This is a genomic window from Floccifex porci (assembly GCF_009696175.1).
Taxonomy (GTDB): Bacteria; Bacillota_I; Bacilli_A; order Erysipelotrichales; family Erysipelotrichaceae; genus Floccifex; species Floccifex porci.
Map to the genome: position 1 here is coordinate 158,481 of NZ_VUMM01000003.1, position 23,453 is coordinate 181,933.

Consider the following 23,453-nt stretch of genomic DNA (forward strand, 5'->3'; position numbering starts at 1 on the left):
TTTATTTTCCCATTTCATTCATACTAATTGTTGAAAACGATAAGGATTCAAGTACCTGCAATAAAGCCTGAGCAGTATCTAAAGAAGTCATACAGCTGATATTATTTTCTGCTGATACTCTTCGAATCATGTATCCATCATCGTTCACTTTTCGATTCTTATTTGTCATTGTATTGATGACAAAGTTAACCTGTCCCTTACGAATAATGTCCAGTACCGAATCATTTTCTCCATCATCAATTTTGCTGACCTGATGAACAAACAATCCACGATCTCTTAAATATTTAGCCGTTCCTTCAGTTGCGTAAATTCCATATCCAATCGCATAGAAACGCTTAGCCAGTTCATAAGCTTCTGGTTTGGTTTCATCCGCAATGGTCAACAGGACACATCCATGCATTGGAATATTGACACCTGATGCGATCAGTGCTTTATACAATGCTTTTTCCAGACTGACATCGCATCCTAAAGCTTCTCCTGTAGATTTCATTTCAGGGCCTAATACAGTATCCACTTTATGAAGTTTAGAGAAAGAGAATACCGGTGCTTTTACATAGACATGACTTTTGTCTTCTGGATGGTATCCTGGTGTTAATCCCTGTTCTTTAATGCTTTGTCCCAATACACATTTTGTGGCAATATAGCTCATTGGAACCCCTGTAATCTTTGACAGGAATGGAACGGTACGACTGGATCTTGGATTGACTTCCAGTACATATACACGATTCTGTTTATCGACAATAAACTGAATGTTGTACAGCCCAATAAACTTAAATCCTTTACCAATACGAGTCGCATAATCGATAATGGTCTGTTTTGTCTTTTCATCAATGCGTTGTGTTGGAAAGACACTGATGGAATCCCCTGAGTGAATTCCCGCTCTTTCAATGTGCTCCATCACTCCAGGAATGTATACATCTTCTCCATCGGCAATGGCATCAATTTCCAGTTCTTTTCCAACTACATAGCGGTCAATTAAAATTGGTGCATCGTGACTGATTTCTTTTACCGCTGTTGCCATATATACACGAAGTTCATCATCATCATGAACAATTTCCATAGCTCTTCCTCCTAATACATAGGAAGGACGAACCAGTACTGGATAACCAATGCGGTTGGCAATAATCAGAGCTTCATCTACCGTAACAGCTGTTTCTCCTTCTGGTTGAGGGATGTCCAGTTTTTTAAGCATTTTTTCAAATTCATGACGGTCTTCTGCCCAGTCAATGGATTCTAAAGTTGTACCTAATATTTTAACTCCATGTCTTTCTAAAGAATCCGCCAGATTGATTGCGGTCTGTCCACCAAACTGTACAATGACACCTAATGGATCTTCTAATTCAACGATATGCATAACATCTTCGGTTGTCAATGGTTCAAAATATAATTTATCACTGATTGAGAAATCCGTTGATACCGTTTCTGGATTGTTGTTGATGACAATGGCTTCATAACCTTCTTTACGTAAAGTTTCCACACAGTGAACCGTCGCATAATCAAATTCAACCCCTTGTCCAATTCGAATAGGACCTGAACCTAAAACAATGATCTTTTTACGATTGGAACGTATGGATTCATTTTCCTGTTCATAAGTAGAATAGAAATAAGGTGTTTCTGAACTGAATTCACAGGCACAAGTATCAACCATCTTAAAGACAGGAACAATCTGATTTTCTTTTCGTAAAGCATACAGATCTTCTTCTTTCATATTCCAGATTTTTGAAATATAACTGTCTGAGAATCCCGATTTCTTTAGTTTTTTTAATACATTTACATCTTCTGGATGATCTTTGCATTCTTTTTCCAGAGCGATAATATTCTGTATGTGCCATAAGAAGAAATTATCAATTTTTGTCAGTTCATGAATGGTTTTTACATCGTATCCATCTCGCAACCACTGGGCAATCGCAAAAATTCTTTCATCATCATTATTTTTGATTTTATTGAATAATTCCTGTTTTGAATATGTTTCAAATTCTTTTTTATATAAGTGATCCACTTTCATTTCCAGAGAACGTACAGCTTTTAAGAAAGATTCTTCAAATGTACGACCAATGGACATAACTTCTCCCGTTGCCTTCATCTGCGTTCCTAAACGTCTGGACGCATTTGGGAATTTATCAAATGGAAAACGAGCAAATTTTGTCACAATATAGTCCAAAGCCGGTTCAAAACAGGCATAACTTGATTTTGTGACCGGATTGATAATTTCATCCAATCCTAAACCAACAGCCAGTTTTGCACTGATCTTTGCGATGGGATATCCCGTTGCTTTGGAAGCTAAGGCTGAGGATCTGGATACACGTGGATTGACTTCAATCACAAAATATTTAAAGCTTTTTGGATTTAATGCCAGCTGAACGTTACATCCTCCACAGATTTTCAAAGCACGAATAATTTTTAAAGAGGCATTACGTAACATCTGGTTTTCCTGGTCCGTTAAAGTCTGGACCGGAGCCACGACAATACTGTCTCCGGTATGAATTCCTACCGGATCAATATTTTCCATATTACATACCACAATGGCATTGTTTTTGGCATCACGCATAACTTCGTATTCAATTTCTTTATATCCCGCTATGCTTTGTTCGATCAGACACTGATGAACTGGAGAAATTTTTAATCCGGCTTCGCAGATTTCTCTTAATTCTTCTTCATTGTCCACAAAACCACCACCGGTTCCTCCCAGTGTATAAGCTGGACGAACCACTAGAGGGTATCCCAATTGATTCGCAAAATCCACTGCCTGATCCACTGTATGAACAATGCTGCTTTCTGGAACAGGTTCTCCAATTTCCTGCATTAAAGAACGGAACAATTCTCTGTCTTCGGCACGATTAATGGCTTCTAGATCCGTTCCTAAAATTTCTACATTGAATTCATCTAAGATCCCGTCGTTATGAAGTTCAACGACTAAATTTAATCCTGTCTGTCCTCCTAAGGATCCTAAAATGGCATCGGGTCTTTCTTTATAGATTACTCGTTTGGCAAAATCCAGTGTTAATGGTTCAATATAAACACGATCAGCAATAGAAGAATCGGTCATTATGGTTGCTGGATTGGAATTGATCAGAACCACTTCATATCCTTCTTCTCTTAAAGACTGACAAGCCTGGCTTCCGGCATAATCAAATTCAGCGGCCTGTCCAATGATAATTGGACCCGAACCGATTACTAATATTTTGTGAATATCCTTTCTTTTAGGCATTTTTCTGATTCTCCTTTTCCATTAATTCAATAAACTGATCAAACAGATAACGACTGTCTTCTGGACCGGCACTGGCTTCTGGATGATACTGTACACTGAAACAAGGATAGTCTTTATGAGCCACTCCTTCACAGCTCTTATCGTTTAAAGCCTGATGTGTCATTTCCAGTCTTGTGTTTTTTAAACTATCGATATCCACCGCAAATCCATGATTCTGCGATGTGATTTCAACCAGTCCATTTTTTAAATTCACAACCGGATGATTGGCTCCTCGATGCCCAAACTTCAATTTATATGTTTTCGCTCCACAAGCTAAAGAAATCAGCTGATGTCCTAAACAGATTCCAAACACAACGGTTTGTGGAATCAGCTGGCGAATGGTATCAATGGCAACCTGTACATCCTGTGGATCTCCTGGCCCATTGGAAAGCATCACTCCATCTGGGTGAAAAGCCATAATTTCACTGGCTGGTGTATTATAAGGAACAATGATCAGATCACATCCACGTTTGGACAATTCACGAACAATTCCCAGTTTGGCACCAAAATCCATCAGAACCACTTTCTTTCCACGATTTGGCATTGGGAATATGCGATTGGTACTCACAAGAGATACCTGATTGTGCATAAAATCACTTTCTTTTAATTTTTTAACGATTGCATCAATATCCTCATCTGGATTGGCAAAGATTGCCTTTAACGTTCCTGCAGTACGAATCTTTTTTGTGATTGCACGAGTATCCACTCCATAAATTCCAGGAATGTTTTTCAATTTTAAATATTCATCCAATGTAGATAAACTTCTAAAATTACTTGGTTTTTCACAATAATCTCGAATCACAAATCCAAAAACACATGGATTCATACTTTCATTGTCATCACGATTGATTCCATAATTCCCAATCAAAGGATAGGTCATCATTACAATCTGTCCGCAATACGAATTATCTGTTAAAATTTCCTGGTATCCTGTCATGGAAGTATTGAAGACCAATTCTCCAATTTTAAAATCATCGCTTCCAAAAGCCGTTCCGTGATAGACACTGCCATCTTCTAAAACCAATAATCTTTCCATAAAATTACCCTTTCCAAACAGTATTTCCCGATACGATTGTCTGTTTTACTTTACCAAATACATCCCATCCATTAAATGGTGTATTCTTTCCCATAGATTCAAAATCATTGCTGTCAATTGTATATTCTTCTTCTAAATTTATGATCACAAAATCAGAACTGTATCCCTTTTGAATTTTTCCAACTTTATCCAGACCAAAACGAATGGCAGGTTTGGTACTCATCCAGCTGACAAGCTGTGCCAATGTCCATCGTTTTTCTTTTTTCACAAACTGGGTATACAACAAAGGAAAACAAGTTTCTAAAGATACGATTCCAAATGGACAAACTTCCATTGGACGACTTTTTTCTTCTTCGGTATGAGGTGCATGATCGTTGGCAATAAAATCCAGAGACCCATCTTCCAATCCTTCAATTAAAGCCATACGATCTTTATGAGAACGTAAAGGAGGATTCATTTTCCAGTTTGGTCCCTGTACATCTTTATCTTCCAATAATAGATGATGTACAGTTACTTCTCCTGATACATTCAAGCCCTTTTTCTTAGCCTGTCTTAAAGCTTCTACACTTTCTTTGGCCGAAATATGACAGGCATGATATGTACTTTTCGTCTCTTCCACCAGCTTCAAATCTCGAATCAGCTGTGCACTTTCACAGGCACTTGGGATTCCCAGCCATCCTTTAGCGGCTGTAATTTCACTTTCATGTACACAGGCTTTTGGTTTACGATAAGCCATATCTTCGGTATGAGCCACGATCATTGCCTGATTTTCTCTGGCACATTCCATCGCTTCTTTCATTATCTTTTCACTGGCTACGCCAACTCCATCATCGCTGTACCAGTGAATTCCCAGTTTTGAAATTGCCTTCATATCCACCACTTCTTTAGAAGCTTCACTCTTTGTGATGCAGGCATAAGGATGGGTATGAACTACGGATTGTTCTTCAATTAATTTTAAATAATCTTCCATAGTCTTGACATTGTCTGGATACGGAATGACATTAGGCATACAGAAGATGCTGGTAAAACCACCATGGGCAGCTGCTTTGGTTCCAGTACGAATGGTTTCTTTTTTTGTAAATCCAGGTTCTCTTAAATGTACATGAACATCCACAAAACCAGGCAAAACCACACAGCCTGAAGCATCCACTTCTGGACAGTCACATTCAATCTTTTCTCTGATATCAAGGATTTCCTTTTCATCAAATAAAACATCCACTTTTTTTAATTGTCCATCAATCAGTACATTCCCATTTCGAATTACTTGCATACTTCCTCCTTAAATGGTTCAAATCCAAACGCTCTTTTCATAATGGCTTTACGAACCAGTACTCCATTTGACATCTGTTTAAAGATACGTGATTTTTCACTTTCAACCAGATCTCCATCAATTTCCACACCTCGATTAAAAGGCGCTGGATGCATAATGATCGCATGTTCTTTCATTCTGGAATATCTTTCTTTATTCAAACCATATCGATTTAAATAATCAATTCCTCCACTCAAGGCAGCCCCTCTTTCTTTCTGAATTCGAAGCATCATAACCACATCGGCCCATTCAATGGCTTCATCAAGATCCATGACAGGAAATCCTTCTCTTTGCCATTGTTCAGGTCCTGCAAATACCACATTGGCTCCCAATCGATCCAATGCATCTTTATCACTGGCTGCCACACGTGAATGTAGAATGTCTCCTACAATCACTACGTTCAAATCTTTAAATGTATTAAATTCATCATAAATTGTCAGTAAATCCAGTAAACACTGAGATGGATGGTTTCCAGCACCATCTCCTGCATTAATGATTGGAATCTGGATTCCTTCCAGGTATTTAAAATATTCATCTTTTGGATGTCGAATTACCAATGCATCATAGCCAATGGCTTCAAATGTCTTCACTGTATCGTATAAAGTTTCCCCTTTTTGTACACTGGATGTTTCTGCATTGAAATCTTCTACTTGGCATCCCAGCTGATGTTGAGCACTAGCGAACGAAAAATGTGTTCTTGTGCTTGGCTCAAAAAAAAGATTAGCAACCAATGCCTTATGCAAAGGAAGTTGCCAATCTCGATACGAAATATTAAAAAGTCTAGCATCATTAAGAATACTAAAAATGTCATCGGTAGATAGATCTTTCATGGACAGTAACGAATGTTTATTCATTAAAAAATCCTCCTAACTTATAATAAAAATGGATCCCTCCAAATTTTCTTACCCTATTTTATCACAACAATTTGTTTTTTCAATCCTATATTGTATTCCATAATAAACTTTTTATTTACCACAATTGTTTGACAATCTTAAAAATATTTCTAGTACAATAAATATGAGGTGATTTACATGAAAGACAACATTTTCTTCTATTTAAAAAAGAAAGGAGATGTTTTTTATCTGAATGGTTCTTTAACCATTGAAGAAGCATTGGAAGAAATGAAAAAAAGTGGATATACAGCCATTCCGGTTATTGATAAAGAGGGTTGTTATATAGGTTCGATTACCGAAGGAGATTTTTTATGGTATGTATACAATGAAAATCCAAATTTAAAAAAATCAATTAAAAGTCTGATTCGTAAAGAATTTATGCCTGCTGTATCTATTAGTACTCCTATGATGGAAATCTTAAGACAATCTTTAAAACAGAATTATGTACCGGTCGTAGATGATCGTAATATATTTATTGGAATTATTACACGTAAAGTAATTTTAGAGTCTTTATTTACACAGTTTGCATAATAGAATCAATTTGTGTATTATTTTAAGAAAAAGGAGAAATTTTAAAAAATGAACACTGAGGACCCGATTCCCATAAATAAGAAAGGAGTTCAACTATGAACCCTTTCCCATTTATAATTTTAATCATTCTATCTATTTATTTATCTATGGTTTATACCTTATTTGAATTTGATTCTAAAAATGATAAAACGGATTCCATTTTAACCTGTATATCGTTTTATTTAATGATGATCAATTTTTCAATTTTACTCTTACTGGTGTATACATTATATCCTTACCTATCCATTTATTTTTTAATTGGAACGGTAATCGTATATGGATATGTATACTACCTGATCATTGAAAAACTTGTGAAGATCTTCATTTTGAAAAGAACTGATTCATTTCAGTTAAAAATCATGAATTCTTTCTTTAAACTGTATCCTATTTTATCCGTTTTAACTTTCTTTATTCAAATAAAAGTCACAAAGCCACAGAAAGTCAGTGAAAAAGACATTCGTGAAATGATCACCGCTTCCAGTGAAAGTGGAAATTTAGAAGAACCACAAAAAGAATATATTGAAAATATATTTGAATTTGATGATACCAGTGTCGATGAAATCTGTACCCATCGATCAGAGGTCATCAGTTTATCTTTAGAAGAAACCATAAAAGAATGGCATACGATCATTTTAAACAATCGACATACATTTTATCCCGTTTATGAAAAAGATGAAGATGACATTATTGGTGTTTTAGATACTCGAGATTATTTCCGTCTTTCCAACTTAACCATTGACCTTGTGATGAAAAATGCAGTGGATAAACCATTCTTTGTTCCCGAAAATATGAAAACCGATGATTTATTCCGTGAAATGCAACAAAGAAAAACTTATTTTGCGATTGTACTGGATGAATATGGTGGAATGAACGGAATTGTGACTTTACACGATATTGTGGAAACCATTTTAGGGGAAATGAATGAGGAAGATGATTTTGTAGAACCAGAAGACATACAGAAATTATCAAAAGACAAATATTTAATCAATGGAACCACCGACTTAGAAGAAGTACAGGATGTATTAAACATTCCACTTCCCATTGATGAATTTGAAACTTTTGGAGGATATATACTGGACTGTTATGGAAAACTTCCAGAAGATGGTTCTACTTTTGATATCGATTTAAAAGACATTCATGTACATGTTAAGAATATGACGCATCATCGCATCGATCAGATGATCGTCTATAAAAAAGAAGTGCAAGATGAACCATAAGTTCATCTTTTTTTGGAGGAAACATGAAAAAATTACTATCTGTTTTTTTATCCATCTGTTTATTGTGTTCCTGTACAAGTACACCTGATAAACCCAATGAAGAATTCACTTCATTCTGTGATCAGATTTTTATAGAAACAATGGAATCTGATTATACAACTATGCATCAGATGTTAGAAAACCCAGAAGATTTTCATATTGATCTTTCGAAAGTTGAGGTTTCTTTAGGTGATTTTATTACAGATAATGATAAAGAAATCAAAGAAAATTTAAATACTCTTCATTCTTTTGATTATGATTCTTTAGATCATACTCAAAAAAGTATTTATCTGGAATTAGAAAAAGAATGGAATTTAGAATTAAATCTGAATAAAGAAGAAATCTTATACAATACCAATGTATTAAGTTCTATGAACGGAATACATGAACAGCTTATTACTTTCTTTAGTGAATACACTTTACGAAACGAACAGGATGTCAAAAATCTGATTGTATTGATCAAAGATGTCCCTCGTTATTTTGATGAGATGATTGCCTATATCAAAAAACAGGCAGATATGGATCTGTTGATGTACGATACCAAAAGCGTTTTGAACTCCATTCAGGAAATTATTGATTCCAGAGAAGATTCCAGTGTTACTTCTCATTTAATGAATGAAATTGATTCTTTATCCATTGATTCAAAAGAAGATTATAAATCAAAAGTAGAACAGGTACTGCAAAATGATTTTTTTCCTTCTTATCAAAGATTACTGGATACATTGATTCAATATGAAGATCAAGTAATTCCTATGACCGGATTATATTATATTAAAAATGGAAAAGAATATTATAAATATATAGTAGAACAGGCAACAGGTACCACAAAAAGTATAGAAACAATACAGAAAGAATTAGAAAATGCTTTAGATGAGACATTAAAAGACTATCTGAAACTTTCAGATTATGAAACCAGCCTTACCACTTCTTTTACAACGGTAGAAGAAATTTTATCTTTTCTAAATGAAAATTATAAAAAAGATTTTCCAGAAGTTGGTCAGATGAACTATGAAATCAAAGCTTTGGATGATGACCAGAGTACAGATGGAGTGGTTGCCTATTTTATCATTCCAGCCATTGATAACAGTTCTCCTTACCAGATTCGCTATAATAAAAGAGATTATGGAAAAGATATAGAAGATATTGAAATGTATACCACTTTAGCCCATGAAGGAATTATGGGACATATGTACCAGGCTCAATACAATTTAGAAAATCTGGATACCAGCATTCAGTATTTATTTAACAGCAGTGGTTTATCCGAAGGTTATGCGACTTATGCACAACTGTACGCTTTAAAGTATCTGGATAAAGATACCAAAGCCTGTAAATTGGAAAATGAATTGAATTTTTATTTAACCGCTTTACTGGATTTATCCATTCATTACGATGGTCTAACCTTAGAAGAATTAAATGAACAATATAATATGGATATGTCTTCTTTTTATAATCAGATTGCCGAAAATCCAGGTGTATTCTTATCATATTATTATGGATATTTACAGGTGAAACAGTTAAAAGATTCTTTTAAAGGATCCGATCTACAATTTCATACCCAGCTATTACAGTATGGAAATGTTTATTTTGATGTATTATCAAAAATGTTTAAAAAGAGCTGATTTTTCAGCTCTTTATGCCATTACAATTTCTTTCAGCTGATTCTTTGCACTATCAATTAATACATCCGAAGCTTCCTTTAATTTCTTGGCTCCATGTTTCATTCCATATCCAATTCCAGCACAACGTATCATTTCAACATCGTTTTCCTGATCTCCAAAGGCAATTCCATCTTCCAAAGAAATCCCTTCCATCTTTAGTAATTTCTTTAAAGCATTTCCTTTGTTCACGTGTAAAGGTAAAAAATCAAGCCACTGGTTTCCACTGGTCACAACCTTCATCTGAGGAAGTTCCTGTACAAATATAGGTTGAATATCTTCAAATCCATTAAACTTAAACAATGATATTTTATCAATGTCTTCTTTAATTTCTCTTATATTCTGAATCGGATTCACAAATAAATGAACATCTTCATTCATATGTCTTAAAAACTCTTTATCTTTTGAATTGGTATACATTTTTCCATTGCAGGAAATAAACATATGACAGTTTCCAACCTGTTCCACTAAATCAAATACTTTATACGCATCTTTCTTTTCAATATATTCGGAAACAATCTGTTTTCCTTTATGAAAACAATGAGCTCCATTTCCAGCTATATAAGAAATACGATGGGCAATGGGCTTCATGACTTCCAGTTCATTCTGATACGTTCTTCCACTGGCAACAATAAATAATACATTTTCATCAATGCATTTAGAAATCAGTTCATAGGTTTCATCATCCAGTTTATGTCCTTCATCAAACAATAAAGTTCCATCTAAGTCACTGGCAATGTATTTTATTTTTCTTCCTTTATAATTTATACTCATATTCTTTCCTTCTCATCTTCTGATCCAAATTAATTTTGACATACAATTCCTGATGAATTTCATATGCATCTAAATTTAAGAATTCAGCTTCTTTTTCTTTTGATGGAATAAAACGATCCATATAATATAAATTTTCATCATCTTTACACATATAGACGATTCCAGCAATACTTGAATCTAAAACATATACTCTTTCAAATACTTTTAGATTTTTTTTAGAAATCAGCTGTACAAATTCTTCTGGCTCATAATGTGTTGCATATAACATATTCATCACTCCTTTTGTACCTTTATTATGAAGGATACAAAAGAAAAATATAGATTTTTTTTGTTTATTTATATAAAAACAAATATTTTATTTTTATATACCAAATTGTAAGCACTTAATTCTTTTTATTCAAAAGTTTTTGCGTTTTTTAAAATACGATAAATATCATCAGAAGTCAGTTTTCTGAACTTACCTTTTGTATCTGAGTTCCAGCAGGTACGAATGGCCAGTTCTTTACATTTTTCATCATCCATTTCTAAAGATGAAATATTATAGTCTAAACCAATCTTCTTTTCAAAATCCACAAAAGCATCTACAATGCATTCAATGGTTTTATCATCCTCTTCCATTACATCCACACCTAATATTCGTCTTCCAAATTGTCTGAATCGAGGCATATTTTCCTTTGCGACATAAATTAACCAGGAAGGATAAATCATCGCAAGACCCAATCCATGCGCTATATCAAATTCTCCGGACAATTCATGTTCGATCTTATGACAGGCCCAGTCTCCATCTCTTCCTGTATTCATCAATCCATTCTGCGCTAAAGTGGCTGCCCACATAATCTGAGCACGATATTCATAACAGTCTGGATGTTTCATTGCCAGTGGGGTATAGATCATCAATGTTTGAACAAGACCTTCAATCATGCGATCGGTCACATCTGTGCTTTCGGTTGGTGTAAAATAACGTTCCAGTAAATGGGAAATGGCATCAAAAGAACCACAGGCTGTCTGGAATGGAGAAACCGTATAAGTCAGTTCTGGATTTAGAATACTGAATTTTGGAATGATGATTTCGTTATCAAAATCTCTTTTCAGATTTCCTTTTGTGATAACATTGCTGTTGGACATTTCTGAACCGGCTCCCACAACAGTTAATATCGTTCCTACAGGCAATGCTTTTTCTGGTTTGCGTTTTCTTAAATAAAAATCCCAGGCATCCCCATCATACAAAGCACCAGTCGCAATGGCTTTGGCACAGTCAATGACACTTCCTCCACCAACAGCCAATACAAAATCGATGTTTTCATTTTTACAGATTTCAATCCCTTTATAAACCAGATCCATTTCTGGATTGGGTTTTACACCATTCAATTCGATAAATTCGATATTTTCTTCTTTAAAAGAAGAAATAACCGTATCATAAACTCCATTTTTCTTAATACTGTTTTTTCCATAGACCATTAATACTTTATGACCGTATTTTGCACAAAGCTTACCTGCATTCTTTTCCTGTTCTTTTCCGAAATAAATTTCACATGGATTATAAAATCTAAAATTATTCATAAAAACCTCTCATTCCATTATCTCTTTTGTGTATAGATTTCTTCTCCTTTTTTAAAGACGCGGACATTAAAAGGCATCTGTTCCACTCTTTGATAATCGTGTCCAGCATTGGCATTCCATACACAGATGACTTTTAGATCTTCGTTTCCGGTATTAATCAGACGATGAGCATGATGGCCATTGATATGATGTAAAGACCCTTCTTTCATCTTTTCACACCATGTTTTTCCATTTTCATCCATAAACATTAATAAACCAGTTCCCGATGCACACCAGTAATATTCTTCACAATTTAAATCTTTATGAAAATGCCCTCTTGTCATATTGCATTCTCCATTTACATAAACAGGATGAAGCAAACTGATTCCCCAGTTTAAATATCCTTCTTCTTTTTTCGATGCATTGACACAGCTTACTTCATACATAATCGTATTGTCATCTAAAGATGCATCCACACTCTGATAAAATCCTTTGGCATCTTTATATAATTTTTTAGAAGTGGTTACTTCCTGTCCCTTTAACATTCCATGAAAATCATGAAATAATTTTGAATCTAGAATTTCCATTTTATTTCTCCCTTTTTTCAATTCCAATTATATAAGGACTTTTATCCTGATTTAATAAATTCATTTTTAAAATTGAATATTTATAAACATCCAATTCAGATAACATGCTTTCTATTTTTTCCGCTTCTATTCTTCCCTGTTCATGAGGATATAAAACCAGTGCCATCCTTCCTTTCTGTTTCAATAAAGACAACCCTTTTTTTACAGCTGTACAGCTGGTTTGCCATTTTGTAGAAATTGATGGGTCCAATCCAGGACAATATCCAAAATTAAAGATTATCGCATCAATTTCCTCCTGTATATATTCATCCATGTTTTCATGTCCTGCCGGATTCAGAATGAAACGAGGATCGGTAATGGTACAGGCATCAATGGCTTCTTTCTGAATTTCAAAGGCAATCACTTTCTTAACTTTCTGATTTAAAAAGAATACACTGTCTTTTCCAGTTCCAAATGTTCCATCCACACAGATGGCCTGTGGATGTAAAACCGGTTTTAAAAATTCATGTGAGATTTCAACCATGGAATGCATAATGAAGTTCCTCTTTTATATACGAATAATTTTCCTGATCGTCACAGACAAAGATCACATGAATGATTTTGGCATCCGGATATTCTCTAAACAGTCTTTGAATGGTATTTACGGCAATATGACACGCTTTTCTTTTATCAAAACCCTGTTCATAGCCTAATATAGGAAAAGCCAGTGTGCATTCTTTTCTTTTCTGTGCAAACACAAAACCATAGGCACAAGCCAGTGCATTCCAGTAACACGCTTCCAGCAATTCGCTTTCTTCTTCCTTTGAATCTATAAAAACAGGCATTGCCACATGAACGATAAAGTGGCTTGGAAGATCATAAGCTTTTGTGATTTTTGCCTGTGTCATTTCACATCCCTTTAAAGATATACATTCATCAACCAGTCCTTTTCCTGCTTTTGAAAAAATCTGGGAACACAATCCTGGTTGAGGCATCAGACTGGAAGAAGCTGGATTTACAATCATATCAAAGTCCAGACCCGTTATATCTCCTTTTAATGTTGTGATCATCCTGTTCTCCTTCCGTTATTTTCTGAATTCGTTTTCCAATTTTCTTACACGATGTATGAACCATTTCAAACTGATCCTGTAAAAGATTTAAATTGTTCTGTGCTTTTTCGCTTCTTTGAAGCAAACGATTGACATCTTCCAGTAGTACTTTTAAATCTTTTTCAATTTCTTCTACATGCTCCTGTCTATAAAAATCTTTTGTCTGTGACAGTATCGTATAGACAATTCCCACTAAAGTAGTGGGAGATGCCAATAGTACATGACTGGATAAAGCTTCCTGAAATAGATCCGAACATTTTGCGCATACAAACTGATAAATGGCTTCACTGGGAATAAATAGAATGGCCTGATTCATCGTCTGTGGTGTGATGTATTTCTGAGAAATGTCCTGAATGTGTTTTTTCATATTGTTTTTAAACAAACGAAAATAATATTCCTGGTTTTCTTTATCTTCGATCATTTTTAAATAATTTTCCATCGGAAATTTTGAATCAATACATAAAATCTGATGATCGTATGTATATAAGATGGCATCGGCTATTTTCTTATTTTCAAGTGGATACTGCATCTGAAACACTTCTTTATTTTCAGAAGCATACATATTTAATAAATACTCCAGCTGATATTCTCCCCAGTTTCCTCTCTGTTTGGTATTATTGAATATCAGATTCATCTTTTTCAGATCCTGTTCCATATTTTCTATTGAACGAATCGTTTCATTTTCCTCTTTATTCTTGTGTTTTATTTCTACAATCAGAAACAAAACACAAACAATCAATATTGTTAATAAAATTACAATTACTATTTCCATACGTCTCTAATATATAACATCAATGTTTCTTTATCATTCTTATCTGGATGATAAAAAACATATTTTAAACAATCTTTTAATACTTCTTTTATTTTCTCTTTTGGAATATCACAATTTTGTATATCCTTTCCATTCAGATTTAATTCTTTTAAAGTAAAAATTCTTTCTTTTTTACATTTTTCATACAGCTCTATAAAATCATTCAGCTGATGCAGTGTTTCTCTTCCTTTTTTAGAATGAGCCATTAAATCACATCGTCTGACTTCAATAAGCTGATTGAGCCTTTCATCATCCCAGTTCAATTCGATTCGAAATTTATAAACGGAATCCAATCCTTTTGTAAAGCCATCATCGTGATAATAAACCAGCTGTTCAATTCTTTCTTTCTGTCGGTTAGACACTTTAAAGCCTGTACAGATACGCTTTGCGATTTCATAAGACACTTTTGGATGTCCTTTAAAATGATCCACTCCCTTTTCTGTTTTTTTCACCTGTGGTTTTCCTAAATCATGAAACAGCAGTGCATAAGCAATGGTTTCATCATAAGGATGACAGTATGATACAGATAATAAAGAATGGGAAAGAACATTGGTAAAATGATATGGACTGTTCTGCTGACAGTTGTAACATTGTTTAAGTTCTGGAAGAACCGGTTCTAACAGATCCACCATTTCTTCAATCTGAAAAGGATCGTATTTAAGAATTTCACTTAATTCTTCCCAGATTCTTTCTTTTGAAACATATTGAATGAGATGTTTATTCTTTTCAATTGCGATTTTTAAAGAATCATCCATTTTAAATTGAAGTTTTGCGCAAAAACGAAACGCTCTTAACATTCGTAAGGCATCTTCCTGAAAAGAAAGACTGGCATCTTTTACGGTTTTTAGTATTTTATCCTTTAAATCTTTTTGTCCATTAAACAAATCAATGATTCCTTTTTCAGGATGATAAGCCATTGCATTCACGGTAAAATCTCTACGATACAGATCTTCTTTTATGTCCTGAACAAAAGATACCGAATCTGGATGTCGATGATCGGAATATGTGCTTTCTTTTCGAAACGTTGTGATTTCCACATCGTATTTTCCTGAAACCACAATGGTCCCATGAGACATTCCTTTTGTCTGACAATGTTCAAACAGATTCAGGATCTGTTCTGGTCTGGCCTGTGTGGCAATATCATAATCGTGACATTCTCTATTTAATAAGGCATCTCTTAGACAGCCACCTACCAGATAAGCTTCAAATCCATTCTGATTTAAAGTATCAATGATTTCCAGAATAAATTCAGGCCACTTCATCTTTACTGTAAACCGGAGAAGAATCCGCGATGATCTTTTGTGAAACAGGATGAGAAGCAAACATAAATTCCATCATTTTATTTTCATCATATGGATGAATAAAACTTCCCAATGCCTGAAACATCTTTGGTTCTTCCTGTTCCATATCCACTAAAAGAAGCCAGTGAGACGGTTCATTTTCAATCAGTCTTTCTTTCAGATAAATGGATTTAATAGAAGGTGTCTGTTTTCCAAAACGAACAATGGATTGTTTAAAATCTTCTCTTTTTAATACATCTCTAACTCTTAACTGTTCATTCACTTTAAATTCTTTTTTCTGAATGGAAGTATGATGAGCCATTTCTCTAGCCTGTACCTGTTTTAGAAAATTCATATCCAAAGGAATTTTTACATCGGTTGGATCGATAAAGATTCCTTTAATATCATTTGAAATATTCTGTATGACTTCCATAAAACGAACCACAGGCAAAACCATTGGTTTAAAGCGATGATTTACATCCCAGTGTTTATAATCATAATAAGAAGTAAACGCAACAATAAATTGTGAACCATTTTTTGTCTTTAATAAAGCAAACTGAAAATGTGTATTTTTTTCAAACAACATTTGTCCATCTTTATTCATTTTTGGTTCCACATCCCAGATAGCTGGAATCAGAATACTGGAAGTCTGCAAAGTAGTCCCCATTCGATTGATATTTTCCTGAACTGGATTTTCTTTGTAGTCCCGTAATACATCTCTTAATTTTTCATTATTAAATTCTGCCATATTATTCTCCACTAATTGAACATTCTTTAAAATATATACTTGGACTGGCTATAGTACGATAAGACCAATCCAGATCGTTTCCAACACAGATGACCTGATTCATCAGATCCATAAAATTTCCAGCTACTGTAATCAGAGATATACTTCTATCTCTTTTTCCATTCACAACCAGATATCCACTGGCCTGTAAGCTGAAATTGGTACTGACAAAATCAATGCCACTGTGCAGTCCCGCTAATTCTTCAATCACAATTCCATCTTTCATTTCCTGAATCATAGAATCTAAAGAAAGATGTCCGGGTTTGATGCAGCAATTCATAGGCTGTACACTGACAGGGGATGCATATCCAGACTTAAATCCATTTCCAGTACTTTCTGTATGTAAACGACTGGCGGATTTTGTGCTCTGTAAAGCCACTCTATAGATTCCTTTTTCAACCAGCTTCTTTTTTCTGGTTGGACATCCTTCATCATCAAAACAGCAGATGGTTAAGGATTCTAAATTTTTAGGATCATCAACAATTGTGATCAAATCCGAAAAGATTTTCTGGTTTTCTTTTCCTTTTAGACACGATATTCCTTTATAGATCAAATCTCCACTGAACAATCCCATAAAACTTGAAAATAAAGAAGTCATCGCATTTTTTTCAAAAATTACTTTCATTTTCTGAGACGGATAGGAAGTGGAATTTAATTTTAATATTGATTTATGAATTAATTTTGAAAGAAATTCATCTCTATTAAATAGATTTAAATCTTCTACAATTTCAATCTCATTATGTGTTTTAACTTCATCTTTTTCTTTGACTACCACAGACATAGCTAAATACTGAAGCTGATTGTGATCGGTTACATTCATATCATGGGAATTGAAAATGCTTCTTGTGCTCTTGGATTCATTCCAGGATATATGAGATACCTGAATCACTCTTCCATCCATTTTATATGCCTGTTTTTCCAAATACTGTATTGTATCATAAACTAAGTCCATTGAAGGCTGAACCCAGTTTATATCTTTATGGATCCATTCTATCGGTTCTGGTTTTCGAAGATGATCTTTTTCTTTTGGACAGATATACTCAATTGAATCCATTAATTGGGAAATGACACGTTCACACTGATCATCACAGACCTGTTCTAAAGCCATAGAACCCATTTTTCCATCAATGGTTCCACGAATGGATGTTCCTGTAATATGGCTGGTTTCAAATCCATCCATTTTCCCATCAAACCAGGATATCCCTTTTTCAAAACTTTCATCCTGATAAATCTCGAATTCATCCAAACCCATTCCAAGAGCACACTGTATCCATTTTTCTTTATTCATGGCTGGTTCCTCCTACAGTAATTGATGAAACACGAATGGCAGGCTGTCCAACATCGGTCGGAATGCTTCCGGAACTGGCTCCACACATTCCCTGTGCCCGTTTACAATCTTTACCAACCCGATCGATATTCATTAATATTTTATCTCCACTGCCAATTAAAGTGGCTCCTTTTACTGGATAAGAAATCTTTCCATTTTCAATTAAGTACCCTTCATTGACCGCAAAATTAAATTCTCCTGTCTGTGGATTTACACTTCCTCCACCCATTTTCTTTGCGTATAAACCTCTGGAAATACCTTCAAACATTTCATCAAAATCATCTTCTCCAGCCTGAATAAACGTATTGCTCATTCTGGAAGTGGGTTCATATTTATATGATTGTCTTCGAGAAGATCCAGTGGAATTCATATGCATTCGTCTTCCATTTAAACGATCCACCATATACGATTTTAAGATTCCTTTTTCAATTAAAACTCGTCTCTGCTGTAAATTTCCTTCATCATCTACATTGGAAGACCCCCAGGCATTTGAAATGGTTCCATCATCGATTGCTGTGACTTTTTCACTGGCAATCTGACATCCCAGCTTACCTGTAAAAATACTTTGATTTTTAGACACTGCACTGGATTCCAGTGCATGTCCACACGCTTCATGAAAAATAACGCCTCCAAAGCCATTGTCAATGATGACTGGCATTTTTCCAGAAGGACAATCTTTTGCCTCTAAATTCACGATTGCCACTCGAGAAGCTTCGCTGGCTGCCTTCTGAATCAATTCATCACTAAAATATTCCAGTCCCATACTGGCACCTGGTCCTTCAAAGCCAGACTGCATCTGATCTTTATCTTTGGCATAACTGGAAATAGGCATTCGCGTACGGATCCGTACATCCTTTACCCACTTTCCTTCAGTATTAGATATCTGAACATTCTGACAGACACTTAATAGATTGGTCTGTACTTTAAAAATACGAGAATCATAATGTTTCGCAATACGATATGCTTTTTTTAATAAATCAATTTTATCTTTCAGATCTGCCTCTATTGGATGAATTAAAACAGGATGTTTATTTTCAATGATTTCCTCATTTAACTGTATTGGAATCTGTTTTTCAATGTTACCAAAAGCTTCTTTTAAAGAAGAAACAAAAGCCAGTAATGACTCCATTTCCAAATCATTTGTATATCCATAAACCGTTTGACAATCTTTATAAATCCGTACTCCGATTCCACTTCGATTGTTCTGATTGATCTCTTCAACCAATCCATTCAGCATCTGAATGGATTGAGAAGTGGTATCTTCTTCAAAGATTTCCGCAAAATCAGCATCGGAATCCAAACATTTTGATAATAAAGTTTCCAATTGTTCTTTATTTAACATATTTACTCTCCATTCCCAAATATTATACTACAAAAAAACCATCTTATTCAGATGGTTAATTTTTATTTATTTTCAATGGCATCCACAAAACGTCTTGTGATTACCTGAGGACGAGTGATGATTGAACCAACTACACAGCTGTAGCATCCTAAATCCAGTACTCTTCTTACCTTTTCAGGTGTATCGATGTTTCCTTCAGCAATGACTCTATGTTTACATACAGCCAACAGATCACGGATGATCTTGAAATCATCGTTTTCAATTTTCATGCCTTTTGACTGTTCTGTATATCCAACCAGTGTCGTTCCAATGAAATCAAATCCCAATTCATCGGCATGAACCATTTCTTCAGGAGTTGCACAGTCTGCCATCAGAAGCTGATCTGGATATTTTGCCTTAATATCTTTAAAGAATTCATCGATGTATTTTCCATCTGGATGTTCACGGCAAGTCGCATCCACTGCGATAATGTCTGGTTTGATTTCCATCAAAGCATCCACTTCTTTCATAGTTGGTGTGATATAAACCGGGCTGTCTCCATATACTTCTTTAATAATTCCAATAACCGGCAGATCCACATTCTTTTTAATTTCAACAATATCCGCAACTGTATTGGCACGTATTCCTTTGGCTCCTCCCTGTAAAGCAGCCAATGCCATTCTTCCCATAATGAAAGATGAATGAAGTGGTTCATCTGGCAAAGCCTGACAAGATACAATTAAATTCCCTTTTACTTGATCTAAATTACTCATAGTAAGTTCCTCCTTGTTTTATTCTATCACCTTTTTTATAAAAGTTATAACTATTTTTATATTGCAATGTGTTATATACTGTTATATACTGTTTACAGGAGAACTCTTATGAAGATTATAATCAATCATTCGTCTATGGTTCCTATTTATGAACAGATAGTCAACCAGATCAGAAATCAAATTGTGAATCATGAATTAAAAGAAAACGATCCTCTTCCATCGGTACGATCTTTAGCCAATCAGTTAAAAATCAGTGCCCTTACCGTTAAAAAAGCATATGACTTTTTAGAACAGGAATGTTTTATTCAGACCATTCATGGAAAAGGAAGTTTTGTGAAATGTATAAATCCTTCTTTACTGGAAGAAGAAATTCGAAAAAACATTCAAATGGAATTAGAAACCACTCTTTTAAAAGCTTTACAGAATGGATTAACAAAAGAAGAAATAAAAGAACTTATATCAATATTACTGGAGGAATAACATGATAAAGATTAATCAGCTAAAAAAAAGCTATCCTGGTTTTGATTTAAATGTATCTATGAATATAAAAAAAGGTTTGGTTACAGGACTGATTGGAAAAAATGGTTCAGGTAAAAGTACCATTTATAAATCTATACTGGATTTAATTCAGATCGATGATGGATCCATTACAATATTAAATAAAGATAAAGATGATCTATCCATTGAAGATAAAAATAAGATTGGTATTGTTCTATCGGATTCTTTTTACAGTTCTTATTTAACCATTAAAGATTTAAAGAAAATCTTAAAAGCGTCTTATTTATCTTTTGATGATTCTTATTTCACATCAAAAGTCAATCTGTATCAGCTTCCATGGGATAAACAGATTCGAAGTTTTTCATTTGGAATGAAATCCAAATTAAAAATTATATGTGCTTTATCTCACAATGCACAGCTTTTATTACTGGATGAACCAACATTAGGATTAGATGTCATTGCTCGAGATGAAATACTGGATCTGTTAAGAGAATTTATGGAAAAAGATGAAAATCATACGATACTGATCAGTTCTCATATATCCAATGATTTAGAACATTTATGTGATTATGTATATATGATCGATGATGGAAATATTTTATTAGAAGAAGAAATGGATGCACTGTTAAGCTGTTATGGAATTTTAAAAGTAGATAATAAACAGATGAAGGAAATGGATCTTTCTTATATCTTAAGGAAGAAAAAAGAAGTGTTTGGATATACGTTATTAACAAACCAGAAACAGTTTTATCTAGAAAATTATCCAGATATTGTGATTGAAAACAATAACATTGATGAATTCATCTATATGATGATCAAAGGAGTAAAAGTATGAAAGGTTTAATCATCAAAGATTTCTGTATTATGTCCCTACAGAAACGATTTGTCTTATTAATGCTGATTGCAGGTGTATTCTTATATAAGATTTCTCCATATACTGCAATCTTATATATGAGTTTTATATTTGCATCTATTGCCATTGGTACCATCAGTTACGATCAGTATGAAAATGGAATGTTGTATTTATTATCCACTCCAGTAAAAAAGAAAGAGTACGTAATTGAAAAATTTATAGTCAGTCTGATTATGACTGTTATTGGATGGACAGTTTCCTTTCTGATCTGTTTGATAATGATGATAATTCAGAATGAATTCAGTATAGAATTTCTGATCATATCTATTACAATGCTTCCGATTGCTTATATGGTTTCCAGTTTACAGATTCCTATTAAATTAAAATTTGAAGCAGAAAAAAGTAAAATTGCGACTATGATCACAACAATCTTTCTGGTTTCTTTATTTACCGTCATTCCTTTGATCAATATGAATATAAGCATTGTATTCTTAGGTATTCTTATGATGGTTCTAATTGTTCTGTTTTATCGAATCAGTATTCAAATCATATCAAAGAAAGAATATTAAAGAATGGTTTTTACAATTGGTGTATGATATAATGACTTAGGAAGAAAAAATAAAAAAAATTTATATTTTCTTCTTGCAAATGATGATACTGCGTGTTATATTATTTAGGCACTAATTGTTTGCGCCCTTAGCTCAACTGGATAGAGCGTTTGACTACGGATCAAAAGGTTGTGGGTTCGATTCCTGCAGGGCGCGCCATCATCGGGATGTAGCACAGCTTGGTAGTGCACTTGATTTGGGATCAAGGGGTCACAGGTTCAAATCCTGCCATCCCGACCATTTGGCTGGGTAGCTTAGTTGGCTAGAGCATCCGGTTCATACCCGGAAGGTCGTGAGTTCGAGTCTCACTCCAGCCACCAACCTTGTTTGGACCCTTAGCGCAGTTGGTCAGAGCAGTCGGCTCATAACCGATCGGTCGCAGGTTCGAGTCCTGCAGGGTCCACCACAATTTTATATGGAGAAGTACCCAAGTGGCTGAAGGGTCCGGTCTTGAAAACCGGTAGGTCGTGCAAGCGGCGCCTGGGTTCGAATCCCAGCTTCTCCGCCATCTTTCATATCGCGGGATAGAGCAGTCTGGTAGCTCGTCGGGCTCATAACCCGGAGGTCGTTGGTTCAAATCCTTCTCCCGCAACCATTAGTTGGTCTCATAGCTCAGCTGGTAGAGCAACGGACTGAAAATCCGTGTGTCGCTGGTTCAACTCCGGCTGGGACCACCATTTGTCAGAGATTGCCTTTAGGGAAACCTAAGGGCTTTTTTTGTATATAAAAAAAAGGAGTTTTCACTCCTTATCGTACCGGACACATCCAGTATAAGCTTTCCGCTATACGCACCTTGTTTCCATTTAACAATAGTTTTTTCTGATATTCCCCTGCCAATGTATTTACAGCTGACCAGAATGTTCTTTCCCCCGTTAATTTTCCATTGATAAAATATTCCATATGATTCACCTCGATATCAAATATTAAACCAAATAAAATTGAAAACAAGACTTGAATTTCAACTGTTTTTATTGTTTTAGTATTTGTGAAATCATTTGTTTTAATAAGTGTGAACACCTATTTTTGTCAATAAAAAAAAGGATTTTCTTCTGATATAATCCCACTGAAGTAGACACACGAAATAATTAAAATTATCCCATTGATGTGAAACTACAATGATATGTACCCTCCAAACTGGACAATAAGCCAGTAAGGAGGGTTTTTATATGAAGTATACATGGCAGTTTAAACTTGAATGTGTAAAGAATTATAAGAAAGGCATTACTACACCTGTACCTGAA

General features: G+C 34.5%; 23 protein-coding genes and 7 tRNA genes. 13 read left to right on the top strand and 17 right to left on the bottom strand.

The window, feature by feature from the left end; genetic code table 11:
- Position 1 precedes the first annotated feature (1 nt).
- From carB to FYJ50_RS03230, 4 genes are read right to left on the bottom strand one after another with little or no spacing between them, the layout of a single operon-like run.
- Positions 2 to 3,208: a carbamoyl-phosphate synthase large subunit gene (gene carB / locus FYJ50_RS03215; protein WP_154459588.1), complete on the bottom strand. Its 3,207-nt coding sequence runs from the start codon at positions 3,206 to 3,208 to the stop codon at positions 2 to 4.
- Positions 3,201 to 4,283, bottom strand: a complete 1,083-nt coding sequence (gene carA / locus FYJ50_RS03220; protein WP_154459589.1) for a glutamine-hydrolyzing carbamoyl-phosphate synthase small subunit — start codon at positions 4,281 to 4,283, stop codon at positions 3,201 to 3,203. The genes carB and carA overlap by 8 nt, the downstream gene beginning before the upstream one ends.
- A 4-nt stretch (positions 4,284 to 4,287) precedes the next feature.
- Complete coding sequence (locus FYJ50_RS03225) at positions 4,288 to 5,553, bottom strand: dihydroorotase (protein ID WP_154459590.1); 1,266 nt, start codon at positions 5,551 to 5,553, stop codon at positions 4,288 to 4,290.
- On the bottom strand, positions 5,544 to 6,446 hold the full coding sequence (locus FYJ50_RS03230; RefSeq protein WP_154459591.1) for an aspartate carbamoyltransferase catalytic subunit: 903 nt from the start codon (positions 6,444 to 6,446) through the stop codon (positions 5,544 to 5,546). The genes FYJ50_RS03225 and FYJ50_RS03230 overlap by 10 nt, the downstream gene beginning before the upstream one ends.
- A 177-nt stretch (positions 6,447 to 6,623) precedes the next feature.
- Between FYJ50_RS03230 and FYJ50_RS03235 the strand changes: the two genes are divergently transcribed.
- The 3 genes from FYJ50_RS03235 to FYJ50_RS03245 all read left to right on the top strand — a co-directional run bounded on the left by FYJ50_RS03235 (position 6,624) and on the right by FYJ50_RS03245 (position 9,930).
- On the top strand, positions 6,624 to 7,016 hold the full coding sequence (locus FYJ50_RS03235) for a CBS domain-containing protein (protein ID WP_154459592.1): 393 nt from the start codon (positions 6,624 to 6,626) through the stop codon (positions 7,014 to 7,016).
- 95 nt (positions 7,017 to 7,111) lie between these two features.
- Positions 7,112 to 8,272 carry a hemolysin family protein gene (locus tag FYJ50_RS03240; protein WP_154459593.1) on the top strand — a complete coding sequence of 387 codons (1,161 nt, stop codon included), beginning with the start codon at positions 7,112 to 7,114 and terminating at the stop codon, positions 8,270 to 8,272.
- A 23-nt stretch (positions 8,273 to 8,295) separates the two neighbouring features.
- Positions 8,296 to 9,930 carry a DUF885 family protein gene (locus FYJ50_RS03245; RefSeq protein ID WP_154459594.1) on the top strand — a complete coding sequence of 545 codons (1,635 nt, stop codon included), beginning with the start codon at positions 8,296 to 8,298 and terminating at the stop codon, positions 9,928 to 9,930.
- A gap of 12 nt (positions 9,931 to 9,942) precedes the next feature.
- Here FYJ50_RS03245 and FYJ50_RS03250 read toward each other — a convergent pair whose 3' ends face one another.
- The 12 genes from FYJ50_RS03250 to FYJ50_RS03305 all read right to left on the bottom strand — a co-directional run bounded on the left by FYJ50_RS03250 (position 9,943) and on the right by FYJ50_RS03305 (position 20,253).
- Complete coding sequence (locus FYJ50_RS03250; RefSeq protein ID WP_154459595.1) at positions 9,943 to 10,740, bottom strand: HAD family hydrolase; 798 nt, start codon at positions 10,738 to 10,740, stop codon at positions 9,943 to 9,945.
- The gene (locus FYJ50_RS03255; protein ID WP_154459596.1) at positions 10,724 to 11,008 is read right to left on the bottom strand and encodes a hypothetical protein; all 285 of its coding nucleotides are present in this window, start codon (positions 11,006 to 11,008) and stop codon (positions 10,724 to 10,726) included. Before FYJ50_RS03255 ends, FYJ50_RS03250 begins: the two co-directional genes overlap by 17 nt.
- A gap of 125 nt (positions 11,009 to 11,133) precedes the next feature.
- Positions 11,134 to 12,300, bottom strand: a complete 1,167-nt coding sequence (locus tag FYJ50_RS03260) for an iron-containing alcohol dehydrogenase (RefSeq protein WP_154459597.1) — start codon at positions 12,298 to 12,300, stop codon at positions 11,134 to 11,136.
- A 17-nt stretch (positions 12,301 to 12,317) separates the two neighbouring features.
- Positions 12,318 to 12,866 carry a glucose-6-phosphate isomerase family protein gene (locus tag FYJ50_RS03265; protein WP_154459598.1) on the bottom strand — a complete coding sequence of 183 codons (549 nt, stop codon included), beginning with the start codon at positions 12,864 to 12,866 and terminating at the stop codon, positions 12,318 to 12,320.
- 1 nt (position 12,867) lies between these two features.
- A complete protein-coding gene (mnmM, locus tag FYJ50_RS03270) occupies positions 12,868 to 13,398 on the bottom strand; it encodes a tRNA 5-(aminomethyl)-2-thiouridylate-methyltransferase MnmM (protein ID WP_154459599.1) in 531 nt (176 codons plus the stop codon).
- Complete coding sequence (locus tag FYJ50_RS03275) at positions 13,382 to 13,915, bottom strand: macro domain-containing protein (protein WP_154459600.1); 534 nt, start codon at positions 13,913 to 13,915, stop codon at positions 13,382 to 13,384. The genes mnmM and FYJ50_RS03275 overlap by 17 nt, the downstream gene beginning before the upstream one ends.
- Positions 13,872 to 14,726: a DNA recombination protein RmuC gene (rmuC, locus tag FYJ50_RS03280; RefSeq protein ID WP_154459601.1), complete on the bottom strand. Its 855-nt coding sequence runs from the start codon at positions 14,724 to 14,726 to the stop codon at positions 13,872 to 13,874. The genes FYJ50_RS03275 and rmuC overlap by 44 nt, the downstream gene beginning before the upstream one ends.
- Positions 14,717 to 16,027 carry a CCA tRNA nucleotidyltransferase gene (locus FYJ50_RS03285; RefSeq protein WP_154459602.1) on the bottom strand — a complete coding sequence of 437 codons (1,311 nt, stop codon included), beginning with the start codon at positions 16,025 to 16,027 and terminating at the stop codon, positions 14,717 to 14,719. Before FYJ50_RS03285 ends, rmuC begins: the two co-directional genes overlap by 10 nt.
- Positions 16,014 to 16,793 (bottom strand): enhanced serine sensitivity protein SseB C-terminal domain-containing protein, encoded by a 780-nt coding sequence (locus FYJ50_RS03290; RefSeq protein ID WP_154459603.1) that lies wholly within the window; start codon positions 16,791 to 16,793, stop codon positions 16,014 to 16,016. Before FYJ50_RS03290 ends, FYJ50_RS03285 begins: the two co-directional genes overlap by 14 nt.
- A gap of 1 nt (position 16,794) precedes the next feature.
- Positions 16,795 to 18,120 (bottom strand): TldD/PmbA family protein, encoded by a 1,326-nt coding sequence (locus FYJ50_RS03295; RefSeq protein WP_154459604.1) that lies wholly within the window; start codon positions 18,118 to 18,120, stop codon positions 16,795 to 16,797.
- On the bottom strand, positions 18,113 to 19,501 hold the full coding sequence (locus FYJ50_RS03300; RefSeq protein ID WP_154459605.1) for a TldD/PmbA family protein: 1,389 nt from the start codon (positions 19,499 to 19,501) through the stop codon (positions 18,113 to 18,115). The genes FYJ50_RS03295 and FYJ50_RS03300 overlap by 8 nt, the downstream gene beginning before the upstream one ends.
- Positions 19,502 to 19,563: 62 nt before the next feature.
- Complete coding sequence (locus FYJ50_RS03305) at positions 19,564 to 20,253, bottom strand: N-acetylmannosamine-6-phosphate 2-epimerase (protein ID WP_154459606.1); 690 nt, start codon at positions 20,251 to 20,253, stop codon at positions 19,564 to 19,566.
- A gap of 108 nt (positions 20,254 to 20,361) precedes the next feature.
- On the opposite strand from FYJ50_RS03305, the gene FYJ50_RS03310 reads away from it, so the two are divergent.
- The 10 genes from FYJ50_RS03310 to FYJ50_RS03355 all read left to right on the top strand — a co-directional run bounded on the left by FYJ50_RS03310 (position 20,362) and on the right by FYJ50_RS03355 (position 22,889).
- Entirely contained in the window at positions 20,362 to 20,733 is a 372-nt protein-coding gene (locus tag FYJ50_RS03310; protein WP_154459607.1) for a GntR family transcriptional regulator, read from the top strand.
- Position 20,734: 1 nt separating this feature from the next.
- Complete coding sequence (locus FYJ50_RS03315; protein ID WP_154459608.1) at positions 20,735 to 21,586, top strand: ABC transporter ATP-binding protein; 852 nt, start codon at positions 20,735 to 20,737, stop codon at positions 21,584 to 21,586.
- The gene (locus tag FYJ50_RS03320; protein WP_154459609.1) at positions 21,583 to 22,173 is read left to right on the top strand and encodes an ABC-2 transporter permease; all 591 of its coding nucleotides are present in this window, start codon (positions 21,583 to 21,585) and stop codon (positions 22,171 to 22,173) included. The genes FYJ50_RS03315 and FYJ50_RS03320 overlap by 4 nt, the downstream gene beginning before the upstream one ends.
- A 121-nt stretch (positions 22,174 to 22,294) precedes the next feature.
- Positions 22,295 to 22,371: transfer RNA gene (locus FYJ50_RS03325), tRNA-Arg, on the top strand.
- 4 nt (positions 22,372 to 22,375) lie between these two features.
- Positions 22,376 to 22,452: transfer RNA gene (locus FYJ50_RS03330), tRNA-Pro, on the top strand.
- Positions 22,453 to 22,455: 3 nt separating this feature from the next.
- Positions 22,456 to 22,532 (top strand) — tRNA-Met (locus tag FYJ50_RS03335).
- A 9-nt stretch (positions 22,533 to 22,541) separates the two neighbouring features.
- Positions 22,542 to 22,618, top strand: a tRNA-Ile gene (locus tag FYJ50_RS03340).
- Between the two features lie 11 nt (positions 22,619 to 22,629).
- Positions 22,630 to 22,720: transfer RNA gene (locus FYJ50_RS03345), tRNA-Ser, on the top strand.
- A 10-nt stretch (positions 22,721 to 22,730) separates the two neighbouring features.
- Positions 22,731 to 22,807 (top strand) — tRNA-Met (locus FYJ50_RS03350).
- A 6-nt stretch (positions 22,808 to 22,813) separates the two neighbouring features.
- Positions 22,814 to 22,889: transfer RNA gene (locus tag FYJ50_RS03355), tRNA-Phe, on the top strand.
- 70 nt (positions 22,890 to 22,959) lie between these two features.
- Here FYJ50_RS03355 and FYJ50_RS03360 read toward each other — a convergent pair.
- Positions 22,960 to 23,112, bottom strand: coding sequence for a hypothetical protein (locus FYJ50_RS03360; protein ID WP_154459610.1), 153 nt, complete (start codon positions 23,110 to 23,112; stop codon positions 22,960 to 22,962).
- Between the last annotated feature and the right edge of the window lie 341 nt (positions 23,113 to 23,453).

Bases quoted from the DNA above. Each gene is read 5' to 3' on its own strand.
- carB (WP_154459588.1), bottom strand. From the start codon at position 3,208: ATGCCTAAAAGAAAGGATATTCACAAAATATTAGTAATCGGTTCGGGT.
- carA (WP_154459589.1), bottom strand. From the start codon at position 4,283: ATGGAAAGATTATTGGTTTTAGAAGATGGCAGTGTCTATCACGGAACG.
- FYJ50_RS03225 (WP_154459590.1), bottom strand. From the start codon at position 5,553: ATGCAAGTAATTCGAAATGGGAATGTACTGATTGATGGACAATTAAAA.
- FYJ50_RS03230 (WP_154459591.1), bottom strand. From the start codon at position 6,446: ATGAATAAACATTCGTTACTGTCCATGAAAGATCTATCTACCGATGAC.
- FYJ50_RS03235 (WP_154459592.1), top strand. From the start codon at position 6,624: ATGAAAGACAACATTTTCTTCTATTTAAAAAAGAAAGGAGATGTTTTT.
- FYJ50_RS03240 (WP_154459593.1), top strand. From the start codon at position 7,112: ATGAACCCTTTCCCATTTATAATTTTAATCATTCTATCTATTTATTTA.
- FYJ50_RS03245 (WP_154459594.1), top strand. From the start codon at position 8,296: ATGAAAAAATTACTATCTGTTTTTTTATCCATCTGTTTATTGTGTTCC.
- FYJ50_RS03250 (WP_154459595.1), bottom strand. From the start codon at position 10,740: ATGAGTATAAATTATAAAGGAAGAAAAATAAAATACATTGCCAGTGAC.
- FYJ50_RS03255 (WP_154459596.1), bottom strand. From the start codon at position 11,008: ATGTTATATGCAACACATTATGAGCCAGAAGAATTTGTACAGCTGATT.
- FYJ50_RS03260 (WP_154459597.1), bottom strand. From the start codon at position 12,300: ATGAATAATTTTAGATTTTATAATCCATGTGAAATTTATTTCGGAAAA.
- FYJ50_RS03265 (WP_154459598.1), bottom strand. From the start codon at position 12,866: ATGGAAATTCTAGATTCAAAATTATTTCATGATTTTCATGGAATGTTA.
- mnmM (WP_154459599.1), bottom strand. From the start codon at position 13,398: ATGCATTCCATGGTTGAAATCTCACATGAATTTTTAAAACCGGTTTTA.
- FYJ50_RS03275 (WP_154459600.1), bottom strand. From the start codon at position 13,915: ATGATCACAACATTAAAAGGAGATATAACGGGTCTGGACTTTGATATG.
- rmuC (WP_154459601.1), bottom strand. From the start codon at position 14,726: ATGGAAATAGTAATTGTAATTTTATTAACAATATTGATTGTTTGTGTT.
- FYJ50_RS03285 (WP_154459602.1), bottom strand. From the start codon at position 16,027: ATGAAGTGGCCTGAATTTATTCTGGAAATCATTGATACTTTAAATCAG.
- FYJ50_RS03290 (WP_154459603.1), bottom strand. From the start codon at position 16,793: ATGGCAGAATTTAATAATGAAAAATTAAGAGATGTATTACGGGACTAC.
- FYJ50_RS03295 (WP_154459604.1), bottom strand. From the start codon at position 18,120: ATGAATAAAGAAAAATGGATACAGTGTGCTCTTGGAATGGGTTTGGAT.
- FYJ50_RS03300 (WP_154459605.1), bottom strand. From the start codon at position 19,501: ATGTTAAATAAAGAACAATTGGAAACTTTATTATCAAAATGTTTGGAT.
- FYJ50_RS03305 (WP_154459606.1), bottom strand. From the start codon at position 20,253: ATGAGTAATTTAGATCAAGTAAAAGGGAATTTAATTGTATCTTGTCAG.
- FYJ50_RS03310 (WP_154459607.1), top strand. From the start codon at position 20,362: ATGAAGATTATAATCAATCATTCGTCTATGGTTCCTATTTATGAACAG.
- FYJ50_RS03315 (WP_154459608.1), top strand. From the start codon at position 20,735: ATGATAAAGATTAATCAGCTAAAAAAAAGCTATCCTGGTTTTGATTTA.
- FYJ50_RS03320 (WP_154459609.1), top strand. From the start codon at position 21,583: ATGAAAGGTTTAATCATCAAAGATTTCTGTATTATGTCCCTACAGAAA.
- FYJ50_RS03360 (WP_154459610.1), bottom strand. From the start codon at position 23,112: ATGGAATATTTTATCAATGGAAAATTAACGGGGGAAAGAACATTCTGG.